The organism is Allobosea sp. OK403 (genome assembly GCF_900113835.1).
Lineage (GTDB): Bacteria > Pseudomonadota > Alphaproteobacteria > Rhizobiales > Beijerinckiaceae > Allobosea.
Map to the genome: position 1 here is coordinate 199,899 of NZ_FOQV01000001.1, position 14,175 is coordinate 214,073.

The 14,175-nt window shown below is 65.3% G+C and carries 14 protein-coding genes and 1 pseudogene; 5 read left to right on the forward strand and 10 right to left on the reverse strand.

Annotated elements, in window-relative coordinates; translation table 11 throughout:
• Positions 1-354 precede the first annotated feature (354 nt).
• The gene (locus BMZ97_RS00830) at positions 355-1,071 is read left to right on the forward strand and encodes a class I SAM-dependent methyltransferase (RefSeq protein WP_092164486.1); all 717 of its coding nucleotides are present in this window, start codon (positions 355-357) and stop codon (positions 1,069-1,071) included.
• A 9-nt stretch (positions 1,072-1,080) separates the two neighbouring features.
• On the opposite strand, the gene BMZ97_RS00835 is transcribed toward BMZ97_RS00830, so the two are convergent.
• The gene (locus tag BMZ97_RS00835) at positions 1,081-2,958 is read right to left on the reverse strand and encodes a lytic transglycosylase domain-containing protein (RefSeq protein ID WP_175525384.1); all 1,878 of its coding nucleotides are present in this window, start codon (positions 2,956-2,958) and stop codon (positions 1,081-1,083) included.
• Between the two features lie 503 nt (positions 2,959-3,461).
• Between BMZ97_RS00835 and dapA the strand changes: the two genes are divergently transcribed.
• Positions 3,462-4,355 (forward strand): 4-hydroxy-tetrahydrodipicolinate synthase, encoded by an 894-nt coding sequence (gene dapA / locus BMZ97_RS00840; RefSeq protein WP_092164488.1) that lies wholly within the window; start codon positions 3,462-3,464, stop codon positions 4,353-4,355.
• A 153-nt stretch (positions 4,356-4,508) separates the two neighbouring features.
• Positions 4,509-4,982 (forward strand): SsrA-binding protein SmpB, encoded by a 474-nt coding sequence (smpB, locus tag BMZ97_RS00845; protein WP_092164489.1) that lies wholly within the window; start codon positions 4,509-4,511, stop codon positions 4,980-4,982.
• Positions 4,983-5,199: 217 nt separating this feature from the next.
• Here the strand turns inward: smpB and BMZ97_RS00850 are convergent, their stop codons facing one another.
• The 3 genes from BMZ97_RS00850 to BMZ97_RS00860 form a co-directional block, all read right to left on the reverse strand.
• Complete coding sequence (locus BMZ97_RS00850) at positions 5,200-5,826, reverse strand: LabA-like NYN domain-containing protein (protein WP_092164490.1); 627 nt, start codon at positions 5,824-5,826, stop codon at positions 5,200-5,202.
• Positions 5,827-5,967: 141 nt separating this feature from the next.
• Positions 5,968-6,552, reverse strand: a complete 585-nt coding sequence (gene pyrE / locus BMZ97_RS00855; RefSeq protein WP_092166453.1) for an orotate phosphoribosyltransferase — start codon at positions 6,550-6,552, stop codon at positions 5,968-5,970.
• Between the two features lie 195 nt (positions 6,553-6,747).
• Entirely contained in the window at positions 6,748-7,128 is a 381-nt protein-coding gene (locus tag BMZ97_RS00860; RefSeq protein ID WP_092164507.1) for a tautomerase family protein, read from the reverse strand.
• Positions 7,129-7,241: 113 nt separating this feature from the next.
• On the opposite strand from BMZ97_RS00860, the gene BMZ97_RS00865 reads away from it, so the two are divergent.
• The gene (locus tag BMZ97_RS00865) at positions 7,242-8,087 is read left to right on the forward strand and encodes a LysR family transcriptional regulator (protein WP_092164515.1); all 846 of its coding nucleotides are present in this window, start codon (positions 7,242-7,244) and stop codon (positions 8,085-8,087) included.
• Positions 8,088-8,199: 112 nt separating this feature from the next.
• Here BMZ97_RS00865 and era read toward each other — a convergent pair whose 3' ends face one another.
• The 4 genes from era to BMZ97_RS00885 form a co-directional block, all read right to left on the reverse strand.
• Positions 8,200-9,144, reverse strand: a complete 945-nt coding sequence (gene era, locus BMZ97_RS00870; RefSeq protein ID WP_092164517.1) for a GTPase Era — start codon at positions 9,142-9,144, stop codon at positions 8,200-8,202.
• Complete coding sequence (rnc, locus tag BMZ97_RS00875) at positions 9,137-9,868, reverse strand: ribonuclease III (protein ID WP_244546181.1); 732 nt, start codon at positions 9,866-9,868, stop codon at positions 9,137-9,139. The genes era and rnc overlap by 8 nt, the downstream gene beginning before the upstream one ends.
• Positions 9,865-10,629, reverse strand: coding sequence for a signal peptidase I (gene lepB, locus BMZ97_RS00880; RefSeq protein ID WP_244546249.1), 765 nt, complete (start codon positions 10,627-10,629; stop codon positions 9,865-9,867). Before lepB ends, rnc begins: the two co-directional genes overlap by 4 nt.
• 133 nt (positions 10,630-10,762) lie before the next feature.
• Positions 10,763-11,899: a mechanosensitive ion channel family protein gene (locus tag BMZ97_RS00885; RefSeq protein WP_244546182.1), complete on the reverse strand. Its 1,137-nt coding sequence runs from the start codon at positions 11,897-11,899 to the stop codon at positions 10,763-10,765.
• A gap of 186 nt (positions 11,900-12,085) precedes the next feature.
• Between BMZ97_RS00885 and aqpZ the strand changes: the two genes are divergently transcribed.
• Positions 12,086-12,778: an aquaporin Z gene (gene aqpZ / locus BMZ97_RS00890; protein ID WP_092164523.1), complete on the forward strand. Its 693-nt coding sequence runs from the start codon at positions 12,086-12,088 to the stop codon at positions 12,776-12,778.
• A 131-nt stretch (positions 12,779-12,909) separates the two neighbouring features.
• Here the strand turns inward: aqpZ and BMZ97_RS00895 are convergent.
• A pseudogene (locus BMZ97_RS00895) lies at positions 12,910-13,179 on the reverse strand (DUF2332 family protein); the annotation flags it as partial.
• 246 nt (positions 13,180-13,425) lie between these two features.
• Positions 13,426-14,037, reverse strand: coding sequence for a DUF2332 family protein (locus BMZ97_RS00900; protein ID WP_092164527.1), 612 nt, complete (start codon positions 14,035-14,037; stop codon positions 13,426-13,428).
• Positions 14,038-14,175: the final 138 nt, after the last annotated feature.

A 14,175-nucleotide genomic window follows, 5' to 3' on the forward strand; every position in this document is an offset into this window, starting at 1 on the left:
TCCACGATAGCTTACTGTCGACCAAAACCCGCGCGTCATCCCGGACGCAGCGAAGCGGAGATCCGGGATCCATGCCGGAACGCTGGTTCGGAGAGGTTCAGGCATGGATCCCGGGTCTCCCTGCGGTCGCCCGGGATGACCCGCACTGATGGTGGAAGCGAAAGCAGCGAACGACTTAATCCCGCCTGCCGCCGCGCTTCAAGTCATAGTCGATCAGTTAGGCGGGCCCGGTCATCGCCAGCTAATCACGGATTCCCTTTCGCTCAAACGCTCGGGAGACATGCGCCGGCCGGCCTTGCGCCGGTTCGGCAAGCGCGCGATGCCGGGTGCCGCTCCAACCCGCCGGACGAAACGATGACGACGCCACCGCCCGAATCGACGCAAAAATTCGATCCCAGCCGGGCCGCTGAATATCAGGTCCAGAGCCGCATCGCGCTGGCCGGCTACGACGCCTGCCATGAACTCTCCGCCTGCATGCTCGCGGCGACGCTGGGACCGGGCAGGGCGGCGCAAGTGCTGGTCGTGGGCGCAGGCGGCGGGGCGCAGGAGATCGTTTCCGCCGGCGTGCTGGAGCCGCAATGGCGCTTCACCGCCGTCGATCCGTCGCAGCCCATGCTGGACCTGGCGTTTGCGAGGCTGCGCGAGCACGACCTTCTGGAGCGAACCGAGATGCGTCTCGGCTATGTCGAGGATCTGCCTCTGGAGCCGCGCTTCGACGCCGCCACGCTGATCGGCGTGCTGCACCATTTGCCTGGCGATGCCAACAAGCGCGATATCCTCGATGCTGTCGCCGCGCGGCTGAAGCCGGGCGCGCCCTTGATCCTCGCGGGAAATCGCTATGCCTATGCGAGCGAGCCGCTCCTGCTGGCAGCCTGGGGCGAGCGCTGGCGCATGTTTGGCGCAGCCCCCCAAGAGATCCAGGCGAAGCTCGGCAAGATCCTGCAGGGCGCTGACCCGCCGCGCTCGGAGGCCGAAGTCGCTGGTCTGCTCGACGAGGCGGGGTTCGATGCGCCGAACTGGTTCTTCTCCAGCCTGTTCTGGGGCGCCTGCATCGCACGCAAGCGGGTATAGGCGGAGCTGCTACTCGTTTCGCCTGCCGCCGCGCTTCAGGTCGTAATCGATCAGATAGGCGGTGCGCTGGTCGAGCCGCTGGCGGTAGACCTGCAGGTTCTCCATCACCCGCTGCACATAGTTGCGCGTCTCCTGGAACGGGATGCGCTCGACCCAGTCGACGGCGTCGACCTCCGGATCGCGCGGATCACCATAGGCGGCGATCCATTTCTTCACATTGCCCGATCCGGCATTATAGGCCGCGAAGGTCAGGATATAGGAGCCGCGCCAGTCCTTGAGCAGGTCATTGAGATGGGCCGCGCCCATCTGGGCCGAATAGAGCGCGTCGCGCCCCAGGCGCGGCCAGTCGAAGGGCAGGTTGGCCCGCCTTGCCGTTTCGCGCGCGGTCGCGGGCATCATCTGCATCAATCCACGCGCGCCGGCCTGCGATTCCGCCGCGGGGTCGAAGGCGCTCTCCTGGCGGGCGATGGCGTGGACGATGGCGCGCTCCATCGGATCGCCCAGCACCGGAAAATCCGGCACGCCGAAGGTCGGAAACGCGGCTGCGTCGAGCGGAAAGCCGCGCTGCAGGGCCTGCTTGCCGATCGCGAGCAGCGACCGCGCATCGCCCTCGCGCCTGGCGAGCGCCGCCACGGCCTCCAGTGCGGGCGTGGTGTAGAGCCGTTGCGCGAGGTCGCCGAGCATGATCGTGGCGAGGTCGCGCGCGCCGATCCGATAGAGCAATTCTACGCCCTGATGCCCCGGCAGGAGGCCAAGCGCCGCTGAAGCCGAGCGACGCAATGGCAGATCGGGTAAGCCGAGTCGGGCGCGGGCGAGCTGGCCGTAATAGGCAATGGGGTGTTCGGCGGCGCGCTCATAGGCAATGCGCGATAGCTCCTCCTTGCCCAGCGTCTCGGCGGCGCGGCCCTCCCAATAGGCGGCGCGCGCAACCGAGATCGGCGTCTCCGCCAGCTTGCCAGCCTCGACGAAATGCTTCAGCGCAGTCGCGGCATCGTTGCGGAAGCGCAGGGCGATGAAGCCGGCATGCCATTCGGCGTCGATGCGCGCGACGGTGCTTTCCGCACCATGCCCGGCTACGACCTCGTAAGCCTTTGCGGCATCACCGGCGTCGAGCAGCTTGCGCGCGATCAGGCGGCGCTCCGTCCACCATTCATCGCCATCGCCGAGCAGATTGGGGTCGCGCGGAACATGGCTGAGCGCCTTGGCGGCCTCGACCGGCTTGTCCGCTCGTCTCGCCTGCTGCGCCTGCAGGAAGGCAAACGAGATGTCGCCCTTCAGCGAGGCAGGCACGGAGGCGATCAGGGATGCCGAAAGCGGGCGCCTTTCGCGGGCGCTGGCAAGCCTGACCCGGGCAAGCGTGACGTAGTCAGCCGATACGCGGGCGGCATTGCGCAGCGCCGCCATGGTGTTCTCGCGGAAGAGATAGCGCTCGGTGCGCAGCCTGTGGTCGTCGCGGGTGAGGATGTCGCCGAATTCGGCGAGCACCAGGGTCTCCAGCGGCTGGCCGAGATGGTCCTGCCGCCAGGCCTGGCGGATCAGTGCGGTCGCGTCATCCATCCGCCCTTCCGTCTTGAGCGCCAGCGCCAGCGCCACGCGCCCGGCCGGCCCGACCGGCCGCTGCGCATAGAAGAAGGCGCGGATCGTGGCCGCGTCCTTCTTCTCCGCGATCAGCGCCTCCTCGGCACGGCGACGGAACTGCGTCGTGGCGGGATAGTTGGGGTAGGCCCGCAGAAAGGCGTTGAGGCGCGAGAACGGGATCGCGTTGGCGCCTGAGCGGATCGCGACCCATTCGAGCAGGGCCCTTGCCGTGCTGTCGTCGATTGCGGCTGAGATCGCGTCGCCCTCGGCCAGTGCGCCGCGCCGATAGGCGGCGACAGCCGCCTTCACGGCATCCAGGCCGGCGCCGGCCTCTAGAGCATTGCACGAAAAAGGGGGTACCGGTTTTTCGTGGGAGCAATGTTCTAAACTAATAGAATCGATCACGTTTTTCGCATTCGGACGGAGACGTCCGAATGCGACGTGATCGAACCGCAATTGCGCATCTGGGTAGGGCGGTAGCGCGGCCGTGGTCTCGACATCGATTGCAAGCAGGCGCGGCTGTTGCGCGCGCTGCTCGCCATCGTCGCCGGCCAGCACCACCGTCGCGGGGAACAGGGCCGGAAGGATCAGCCAGGCCAGACGCTTGCGGACAGAGCGCTGGCAGGCGAGAGGCGAGGCCATCGCAGGCTCCTTGAAGGGGCGCTTGACCTGCGATGGTGGGCGCTGGTGGTTTATGAAGCCTTAACCATGAGGACCACGCTTTTTGATGGGTTGCCGGCTTTGCCTGCGGCGGCTGAGGGTTTATGTCTGGCGGCCCTTCGATTGGACTTCCGCGTCAGGACGCCGCGCTCATGACCAAGCACACTGCCTTCACCGGTTCGCTGCCCGCGCTGGTGACGCCGTTCAAAGCCGGCAAGATCGACGAGGAGGCGCTGCGCGCGCTGGTCGAATGGCAAATCGAGAGCGGCAGCTCGGGCCTCGTGCCCGTTGGCACCACCGGCGAGAGCCCGACGCTGTCCCATGACGAGCATAAGCGCGTCGTCGAGATCGTGGTCGCGCAAGCGAAGCGCCGTGTTCCGGTGATCGCGGGCGCGGGATCCAACAACACGCATGAGGCGATCGACCTCGCCATCCATGCCGAGAAGGCCGGCGCCGATGCCGTGCTGGTGGTGACGCCCTATTACAACAAGCCGACCCAGGAGGGCATGTATCAGCACTTCAAGGCGGTGAACGATGCGGTCGGCATCCCGATCATCATCTACAACATCCCGCCGCGCTCGGTGGTCGACATGTCGGTCGAGACCATGACGCGGCTCTACGAGCTGAAGAACATCGCCGGGGTCAAGGACGCTACCGCCAATCTCGCCCGCGTCTCGCAGCAGCGCCACGCCATGGGGGCCGACTTTATCCAGCTCTCGGGCGAGGACATGACGGCGCTGGCCTATATGGCGGCCGGCGGCCATGGCTGCATCTCGGTCGTCGCCAATGTCGCGCCCAAGCTTTGCGCCGATCTGATGGTGGCGGCGCTCAAGGGCGATTATGCCGGTGCGCTGAAGCTCCAGGACCGGCTCGTGCCGCTGCACGACGCCGTCTTCAAGGAACCGGGTCTGGCCGGCGCCAAGCACGGGCTGAAGCTGCTCGGCCGCATCGAGGAAGAGCTGCGCCTGCCGCTGCTGCCGGTGACGGCCCCGACGGGCAAGGTCATTCGCGACGCCATGGTGTTCGCCGGGCTCCTGAATGCTTAAGTAGGGCAGTCGGCAGTGGGCAATAGGCAGTCGTGGGCCTTCGCGAACCCTACTGCCGACTGCCGGAGTTTCCCAGATAGGGGCAATCGGCAGTAGGCAGTCGAGGGGCGCGGCCCTACTGCCCACTGCCGACTGCCCACTGCCGGAGTTCCCATGAACAAGCCCGATCCTGATCGCTACAAGCTCGCCGCCGACAACCGCAAGGCGCGCTATAATTACGAGATCATCGAGACGCTCGAGGCCGGCATCGCCCTGCAGGGCACCGAGATCAAATCGCTGCGCGGCGGCAGGGCGACGATCGGTGAGAGCTATGCCGGGCCGATGGGCACGGAGCTCTTCCTGTTCAACGCCCATATCCCGGAATATCTCGAAGCCAATCGCTTCAACCATAATGTCCGCCGGCCGCGGAAGCTCCTGCTGCACCGTCGCCAGATCAACAAGCTGATGGGCGCCATCCAGCGCGACGGCTACACGGTGATTCCGCTGAAGGTCTATTTCAACGAGAAGGGCCGGGCGAAGGTCGAGCTCGGCCTGGGGCGCGGCAAGAAGCTGCACGACAAGCGCGAGACCGAAAAGAACCGCGACTGGAACCGCGACAAGGCCCGGATCATGAAGACGGGCGGGTGAAGGCGCAGCCGAATTCTTGCTCGATCAAAACTGCCATCCGCGCCGTCATTCCGGGCGCAGCGAAGCGGAGACCCGGAATCCATCGTAGAGCACTGTCGAGCCCTATGATGGATCCCGGATCAGCGCCGCTTCGCGGCTTGTCCGGGATGACGGTGAGTTTCCCAGCGAGACCGGCAGGCGAGGGGAAGCCCACCGTCTGCCATCAGGCGGAAACAGCTCACCCCTCGACGGCCTCGTCGCCCTGGCGGATGCCGTAGCGCCGCTCCAGGCCCGGGTTTCCCGGTGTGCCAGGCGCGCTTGGCCCGCGCGCGGAGCGCTCCGACGGGTCGCGCCCAATCTTCTGCATCAATTGAGCGAGATCGAGGAAATCGTCGCATTGCCGGCGCAGTTCGTCGGAGACCATCGGTGGGTTGGTCGCGATCGTGGAGACGACGGAGACCTTTACGCCCTTGCGCTGCACCGCCTCGACCAGGGGGCGGAAATCGCCATCGCCCGAGAAGAGGTAGATCTGGTCGAGATGCGGCGCGAGCTCGAGCATCTCGATCGCCAGCTCGATGTCCATATTGCCCTTCACCCGGCGGCGGCCAGTGGCGTCGGTGAATTCCTTGGCCGCCTTGGTGATGACGCGGTAGCCATTGTAGTCGAGCCAGTCGACCAGCGGGCGGATCGAGGAATACTCTTCGCTCTCCACAAGCGTGGTGAAATAGAAGGCGCGGATCAGGTTGCCGCGCCCCTGGAACTCCTTGAGCAGGCGGCGATAATCCATGTCGAAGCCGAGCTGCTTGGAGGTCGCGTAGAGATTGGCGCCGTCGATGAAAAGCGCGATACGCGGGTCGGCTGCCATGGCAATCACTCCTGCCTGAAATGTCTTTGAATGCTCAGAATCGAAATAAATCGCGGTCTAACAATGTCGAATAAGGGCTAATTTGCCGGCAATTTATAATCTGTCATGTGGCGTCTCGCCGCAGTCCGGCGAGGCGCAATATCAGGCGCTCAAGCCGCGGCTTCCCGGCTTCACCGCGGGAATGGCGGCAAGCTCCGGCGGCAGCGCATCGGGCGCGTAGTCGGGAACATCGAGCTTCATCAGGCTGACCAGTTGGACGCCGAGATCGGCGCGGCCGGCCGAGCGATCGACCAGACAGGCCGCGCCCAGGATCGTGCCGGGTTCATTGGCGATCGAGGCCAGGCATTCGCGCGAGGAGAGGCCGGTCGTGACGATGTCCTCGACCATGACGACGCGCGCGCCCTTCGGGATCGAGAAGCTGCGCCGCAGCTTGAACTGGCCGTCCTCGCGCTCGACGAAGATCGCCTTGGCCTTCAGATGACGCGCTGTCTCGTAACCCGGCACGATGCCACCCACCGCCGGCGAGACGACGTAGTCGACCGTCCCGAAAGCGGCTTCGATCTTGGCGGCGAGCGCCTTGCACAGCCGCTCCGTCCGCACCGGATCCTGGAAGATGAACATCTTCTGCAGGTAGACCGCGCTACGCCGGCCCGAGGACAGGATGAAATGCCCGTCGAGCAGCGCACCGGCATCACGGAATTCGGCCAGAACGTCGTCGTCGGTCATCGCTCGCGCCTCGCTGAAAAAACCCCGCGCGTCTTTGCGTCGGATCGGGCGCGGTTGCAAGGCGCGTCCGCGCATAAGATCACGGCGCATTCGGACGGTTCCGTCCGAATGCGAAAAAACGTGATCGATTCCTGGAGTTTAGAGCATTGCTCATGCGAAAAACCGGTGCCCACTTTTTCGCGCAATGCTCTAGCTTCACACATATTGCGCGATGCCGGCTCCGAAAGACCAGTTCTCGCGCGCCGTTTCGACCAGGTTGATGAAGATGTCGTCGGGGCGCAGCCCCGGCTCGCGGCGCAGGTTTTCGGCTATCTTGGCGAACAGCGCTTTCTTCTGCGTGACGCCGCGCGAGTTGTTGACGGTGATCTGGATGATCACCAGCGCATCCGAGCGCGCAAAGCCGAAATAATTCGCATTATAGACGAATTCGTCGCCCTCATGCTGATTGATCAGGGCGAAGAGGTCGTTCTCGGGGACCTCGAAGGTCTCGCGCAGGGCACGGTAGACGCCATCGACAATGGCGGAGGGCTCGGAGGCCGGGCGGCCGCGTCTCATGGAAATACGGATCAGGGGCATGGCTCTGGTTCCTGTGCAGGCGACGCAGTTGCGCCGTGACAGGAAGCTAGGCTTGCCGTTAAATTCTGAAAACCGTATTGATATGTATATCAAAGATACGGATTCATGATGATATGAGTTCCACCCTCGATATCGACGCCGTCGCCGCCTTCCTCGGCGCCGCCGAATTCCGCAGCTTCACTCGTGCGGCGCAGGCGTTAGGCACGACGCAATCCCTCGTCAGCGTCCGGGTGAAGCGCCTGGAGGAGACGCTCGGTCGCCTTTTGCTGCAGCGGCATCCGCGCCTGGTGCGATTGACCGCCGAGGGTGAGCGCTTCCTGCCCGCCGCGCGCGATCTGATGGCGGCGCATGAGCGGGCGCGCGAGGCTTTTTCGGATGCGCGCGAGCGCATCGCAATCGGCATCAGTGAGCAGGCGGTCGGCCCCGATGTGCCGGTCCTGCTCGCCCGGCTTGCGGGCCATGATCCGCGCTGGCTGATCAGCCTGCGCATCGCGGCCTCGGCCGTAATGGAGGACGCTTTCGAGCGCGGCGAGCTCGATGTCGTGGTGCTGCGCCGCTTTGGCCCGGGCCGGACGGGGGAGGTGCTGCGGCGCGATACCTTTGGCTGGTTCGCTGCGCCCACATTGCTGCGCCAGCCGGGCGAGCCCTTACCAGTCGTCTCGCTGATGGCGGAATGCGGCTTGCGGCGGCACGGAACTGAGGTGCTCGACCGTGCCGGCATCGCCTGGCGCGAGGCTTTCATCGGCGGTGGGATGGCGGCGGTGTTCGCCGCCGTCATGGGCGGGCTCGGCGTATCGCCCCTGGCCGCGCGGATCGCGCCGCAAGGCGCGGTCGATGTCGGGCCGCAGTGGGGGCTGCCCGAACTCGGCAGTTCCGAGGTGATCCTGCGCAGCAACGTCGCGACGCCGAAGGGGCATGCCTTCGTCAGGGAGCTGGCGGCGGCCTTCCGCGGGCGGTGAGGCCTGGAGCGTTTTCGAGCGAAGTGGACACCGGTTCGCGTGAAGAAAACGCGTTAAAACAAAGAGCTAGAGCCGTTTCCGATCCAATTGGATCTGAACGGCTCTAGGAGCCTCAGCCCTTGGGGAACTCCAGCCCCATCTCGCGATAGCGCTCCGGGTCGTCGCTCCAGTTCTCCCGTACCTTCACGAACAGGAAGAGATGCACCTTGGCCTCGGCGGCTTCGGAAATCTCGACGCGCGCCTTCTGGCCAATCGCCTTGATGGTCTGGCCACCTTCGCCGAGCACGATCTTGCGCTGGCCCTCGCGCTCGACATAGATCGTCTGCTCGATGCGTACGGAGCCGTCGGGCCTCTGCTGCCAGCTCTCGGTCTCGACCGTGGAGCGATAGGGCAGCTCGTCATGCAGTCGCTCGAAGATCTTTTCGCGCGTGATCTCGGCGGCGAGGAAGCGCAAAGGCGCATCCGAGATCTGGTCTTCCGGGTAGAGCCAGGGGCCGAGCGGCAGCCGTGTTTCCAGCCAGGTCAGGACATCCTTGACGCCGTAGCCGGTCAGCGCCGCGATCATGAAGGTGGCCTCGAACCGGCCCAGCTCGTTCACCTGGGTGGTGATCTGGAGCAGCTTTTCCTTCGCCACCAGGTCGATCTTGTTGAGGATCAGGAACTTCGGCTGTTTCAGCTCGGCGAGCTTCTCCAGCAGGCGGGTGTTCTCCTCATTGTCGAAGCGCTCGACATCGATCAGCACGCCGATCAGGTCGGCATCGGTCGCGCCGCCCCAGGCGCTCGTCACCATGGCGCGGTCGAGCCGGCGCTTGGGCGCGAAGATACCGGGCGTGTCGACGAAGATCACCTGCGCCACGCCCGACAGCGCGATGCCGCGCACCTGCGTGCGCGTCGTCTGCACCTTGCGCGAGACGATCGAGACCTTTGCGCCGACGAGCTGGTTGAGCAGCGTCGACTTGCCGGCATTAGGCGCGCCGATCAGCGCCACAAACCCGCAGCGTGTGGGCCGGGTCTCTTGGAGAGATTTCTCCTGGGGGGATGGTCCCGCCTCAGCCATTGTCGCTCTCCATGGTTTCGCTCCAGAGGCCGTCGCGCCTCAGGAAGGCCTCCGCCGCCGCCTGCTCGGCCAGCCGCTTGGACGGGCCCTGTGCTTCGGCGTCGTCCAGGCCGGTGATGCGTACGGCGACGCGGAAGACCGGGGCGTGGTCCGGTCCCGTACGGCCGCGTTCGCTATAGGTCGGCGTCGGGTAGCCCTGGCCCTGCGCCCATTCCTGCAGCGCCGTCTTGGCGTCGCGCAAGGGGCGGACCGGCTTCAGCAGGCGCTCGCCGAAGGCGCGCTCGACGAGACCGCGCGCCGCCTCGTAGCCGCCATCGATGAACACCGCCCCGATGATCGCCTCGCAGGCATCGGCGAGGATCGCCTTGTTCTTGCGCGCCCCGCCGAGGATCTCGCCCTCGCCGAGCCGCATGAATTGGCCCAGATCCCAGGCCAGCGCCACCTCGGCGCAGGTCTCCTTGCGCACGAGATCGGCCAGCCGGCGCGACATGTCGCCTTCCTCGGCGAGAGGGTAACGCCGAAACAGCATGTCGGCGACGCTCAGGCCCAGGACGCGGTCGCCGAGGAACTCCAGGCGCTGATAGCTGCCCAGGCGCGGCCCGTCGGCGCTCATATGGGTCAGCGCCGTGGCCAGCAGGGCGCGATCGGCGAAGACATGGCCGAGCGCTGTCTCCAGCTTCGCCAGGTCCGGCGCCTTGCGCCCGCCTTCTCCCGGCTTGCTCACTTGATCGCGCTGAACAGGCGGTTCCAGCGAACCGTCCAGGGCCATTCCCAGACGCGCCAGGCCGAGGCGCCGTCCTCGATCGAGAAGAAGATGATCTCGGCGCGGCCGACGAAGTTCTCGAAAGGCACGAAGCCGACGCTGCGGTCGCGCGAGTCGAGCGAATTGTCGCGGTTGTCACCCATCATGAAGAAATGCCCCGGCGGCACCAGGAAGACGGGGGTGTTGTCGAAGGTGCCGGTGTCGCCCTCGCGCTCGATGATCTCGTGGCTGACACCGTTGGGCAAGGTCTCGCGATACTGAATGACCGGCGTGCTGCGGCCCCAGTTATCGGTGGTGACGTAGTCGGCGATGCGCTCGCGCTTCACCGGCACATTATTGATGTGCAGGATGCCGTCGATCATCTGGATGCGGTCGCCCGGCAGGCCGATCACGCGCTTGATGTAGTCGGTGGAATTGTCGCTCGGCAGCTTGAACACGGCGATGTCGCCGCGCTTGGGCTCGGCTGCCCAGACGCGTCCGTCGAACAGCGGCGGGCTGAACGGAACCGAATGCTTGGAGTAGCCATAGGTATATTTCGAGACGAACAGGTAGTCGCCGATCAGCAAGGTCGGGATCAACGAGCCCGACGGAATGTTGAAGGGCTGGAACAGCAGCGTGCGGATGACGAGCGCGATCAGCAGCGCCTGGACGACGACCTTGATCGTCTCGAGAACGCCGCCTTCCTCCTTGGCGCCCTTGTCTCGGGCCGCTTTGCTCTTGATGTCGGCGTCGTTGGCCACGCGGGCGCTCCTGGTTCGGCTTGCAATGCGCGGTCTAGCGGAATGTTGCGCTACGGACAACGGCGGCCACCGAGGCCCTGCAAGTCTGCCAGCGCGCATTGAGAGCCAATAACGGCTATTCGGCGGCGTGCCTCGCGATTACTGCATTGGCGGGAGCAGGAGGCTCGATCGATCTGGCCTCGGCGCGCAGCCGTGGCAGCGAGCGGGGATGCTCGCGCTGCAAGAAGGCGATCAGCTTCTCGCGCACCTCGCAGCGCAGATCGAAGGCGCGTGGCGAGGTGCCGGCGCTGACCAGGATGCGGACCTCCATCGTCGATTGCCGGAAGTCCGTCACCTGCACATTGACCACGCGCCGGTCCCACAGCTTCGAGCCGTTGGCGATCTCCTCGACCTTGGCGCGCAGCACGTCGATCGGCGTCTCGTAGTCGAGATAGAGCATCACCGTGCCGATCAGCGCGGCATTGTCGCGCGTCCAGTTCTGGAACGGCTTCTCGATGAAATAGCTCAGCGGCAGGATCATCCGGCGCCAGTCCCAGAGCCGCATGACGACATAGGTCGAGGTGATCTCCTCGACATTGCCCCATTCGCCCTCGACCAGCAGCGCATCGTCGATGCGGATCGGTTGCGTCACGGCGAGCTGGATGCCGGCGAAGATGTTCTTCAAGACGGGTTGGAGCGCCAGGCCGACGACGATGCCGGCAGCGCCCGCCGAAGCGAGCAGGCTGACCCCGTATTGCCTGACGCCGTCGAAGGTCATCAGCGCGGCCGAGAGCGCGACGATCACGATTGTGATGTCGCCGACACGCTGGAGGATGCGGGTCTGCGTCACATGCTTGCGCGCCAGGAGATTGTCGTCGGCATCGAGCTTGAAGCGGCGTAGATAGACCGTCGTCCAGACATGCAGCGCGGTCTTGGCGATCCAGCCCACCAGCGCCACGAAGCAGACCAGCAGGACCTGGCGGATCAGGACTGCCTGCCCCTCGCTCAGCGGGGAGACGCTCGCGGCAAAGCCGAGCGCGACCGTGATCACGGCGAAACGTGTCGGCCCGTGCGTGCGCGAGACGAGGGAGCGCCAGAACAGGTCCATCCCGCTGACGAGCCGCGTCAGGACGGCGAAGGCAGTCCTATGCGCCAGCAGGGCAAGCGCCACCGCAAGGGTGAAGGCCCCAAGGCTGATCAGCCAGGGCGGCAGAAGCGAAAGCGGCATGCTGAGCCAAGTCGCGGCCTGGCTCCACGTCGCGGCTTGGTTCATTGTCGCGGCTAGGTCCATTCACACCCCTGTGAAGCGACAAATTACGGGTCGGCTCCTGCTGCAACGCAGCACGGCTCGGGAAGTTCAAACTCCGCTTTTGACGCAGGGCTGGGGCGTAACTGCGTCGATTGACCGCACCAACCCTAGGATGCAGCATGCTGGGCATTGATTCTTGGGGGAAATGCTATGAACACGAAGAAGTATGTCGCTGAGGCGATAGGCACTTTCTGGCTGACATTTGCGGGCTGCGGCAGCGCCGTCATCGCCGCCGGATTTCCGCAGGTCGGAATCGGGCTGCTCGGTGTCTCGCTGGCCTTCGGCCTCACTGTCGTCACCATGGCCTATGCGGTCGGCCATATCTCCGGCGGCCATTTCAACCCCGCCGTCACGGTCGGGCTCGCGGCCGGTGGGCGTTTCCCGGCAAGCCAGATCCCGCCCTATGTCGTGGCCCAGGTGATCGGCGCGATCGCGGCGGCTGCACTTCTCTACGTGATCGCCAGCGGCGCGCCGGGCTTCGATGTCTCGAAGGGCTTCGCCTCCAACGGCTATGCCGACCACTCGCCCGGCAAGTACAGCCTGGTCGCGGCTCTGGTGGCGGAATTCGTCCTGACGGCGGTCTTTCTTTTCGTGATCTTTGGCGCGACCAGCAAGCAGGCTCCCGCCGGCTTCGCACCGCTCGCGATCGGCCTGGCCCTGACGCTGATCCATCTGGTCAGCATCCCGGTGACCAACACTTCGGTGAACCCGGCGCGCAGCACGGGCCCGGCCTTGTTCGTCGGCGGATGGGCTTTGTCCCAGCTCTGGCTGTTCTGGGTCGCGCCGATCCTCGGCGGCGCCTTCGGCGGTATCCTCTATCGCTGGTTGAACGACGAGAAGTGACGAGCGGCTGGCCCTGACGCCTCTACAGCATCAGACCGAGTATCGCATTCGGACTGATGCTGTAGGGCTTTGGTTCTGCATCAGCTTGCTCCGAAAACCGGTACCCACTTTTTCGCGCAATGCTCTGGGCCTCAGGACCACGCCACCCAGCGGCCGTGGAAATCGGCCCGAGCGATCTCGCGCTCCGTGCCGTTCGGCCAGGTGGTCAGCGTCACGGCGGCGCCCTCTTTCCCGCCATCGGCCTCCATGCGGAGCCAGGCGAGGGGACGTTCCAGGCTGGCGGCTTCGCCAGCCTTCTGCATTGCAACCGTGATGCGCTGTTTCGTCCTCTCCGGCAGGTATTGCCACATGATGCTGTGCATCAGCACGCGCGTCAGGCCCGCTTCGGTTGGTTCCGCGAGACGCGCCTCGACCTAGAGGTTGTTATGGACTCTGGGGCTGATTTGACGCTGGCGATTTTGCGCGAATGCCAGGAGTTCGAGGACGCAAACCTACCGGTTTGCTACGAAGAACGACGCCGCAGTCGCGCAAAAGCGCCGCGCCCTTCGGGTGAGGTGAAAACGCCGGAGCTGCAGCGTCGCATCGCTTGCCGATACCGATGGTATCGCCGGCGCAATGCTCCTCCCATCTCCGCCGTTTTGACCTCATCACATCGGCCCCAGAGTCCATAACAACCTCTCGGCTGCCGCATCCGCCTGCTCGACCCGCCACGGCATCCCGGCGGCGAAATCGAAGGCGGCTTCCGTCGTCTCCACCCGCGCGCTCTGGTCCGGCCAGATATAGGACAGCACCCGCTGCCGGTCGCGGTCCGAGGACGCGTCGAGCGGGTTGAGGTCGCAGGCGCGCCGCCTCGCGACCGCGAGCGGCGTCGCAAGCTTGGGCGGGCCGCCGCGCCATTCGCTGCGGATAACGACAGCGGAGTCTGCCTGGCCGTAAGCGGCTGTTCCCAGTTCGTAATGATACTGCTCGAAGCCGAGATTGAGCCCGGCGCTCGCGCCAATCTCGAGCAGGCTCAGCGGCAGGCCGAATTCGCGCGCGATGATCAGCCCGCCGCCGAGCAGGGCGGAGCTGCGCCGGACTTCGTTGGTCTGCGGAGCGCTGTCGAGATAATCGTGCAGGAAGGCGTCATGGCTGACGATCGTCCGCGCCAAGGCGAGCCAGAGCGCTTCGCGATCGCTCTGCTTCGGCGGATAGGCCTCCTGCAATGCCGGAACCCGTCCGCTCCGCGCCAACGCGTTGAAGGCGCCCGCTACCCGCAGCGCAAGAGCAGGATGCGAAAAAGTGGGAACCGGTTTTTCGCATTGATCCTGCTCTCACTTTTAGATGAGAGACGGATTCAGATTTCAGCTGAGATCACTTTGTGATCCCAGCTGAAATCATCCGGCTCTCGCGCATCG

What these genes read in the sequence shown, in the direction of transcription:
- BMZ97_RS00830 (WP_092164486.1), top strand. Translation starts at nt 355, where the DNA reads ATGACGACGCCACCGCCCGAATCGACGCAAAAATTCGATCCCAGCCGG.
- dapA (WP_092164488.1), top strand. Translation starts at nt 3,462, where the DNA reads ATGACCAAGCACACTGCCTTCACCGGTTCGCTGCCCGCGCTGGTGACG.
- smpB (WP_092164489.1), top strand. Translation starts at nt 4,509, where the DNA reads ATGAACAAGCCCGATCCTGATCGCTACAAGCTCGCCGCCGACAACCGC.
- BMZ97_RS00850 (WP_092164490.1), bottom strand. Translation starts at nt 5,826, where the DNA reads ATGGCAGCCGACCCGCGTATCGCGCTTTTCATCGACGGCGCCAATCTC.
- pyrE (WP_092166453.1), bottom strand. Translation starts at nt 6,552, where the DNA reads ATGACCGACGACGACGTTCTGGCCGAATTCCGTGATGCCGGTGCGCTG.
- BMZ97_RS00860 (WP_092164507.1), bottom strand. Translation starts at nt 7,128, where the DNA reads ATGCCCCTGATCCGTATTTCCATGAGACGCGGCCGCCCGGCCTCCGAG.
- BMZ97_RS00865 (WP_092164515.1), top strand. Translation starts at nt 7,242, where the DNA reads ATGAGTTCCACCCTCGATATCGACGCCGTCGCCGCCTTCCTCGGCGCC.
- era (WP_092164517.1), bottom strand. Translation starts at nt 9,144, where the DNA reads ATGGCTGAGGCGGGACCATCCCCCCAGGAGAAATCTCTCCAAGAGACC.
- BMZ97_RS00885 (WP_244546182.1), bottom strand. Translation starts at nt 11,899, where the DNA reads ATGAACCAAGCCGCGACGTGGAGCCAGGCCGCGACTTGGCTCAGCATG.
- aqpZ (WP_092164523.1), top strand. Translation starts at nt 12,086, where the DNA reads ATGAACACGAAGAAGTATGTCGCTGAGGCGATAGGCACTTTCTGGCTG.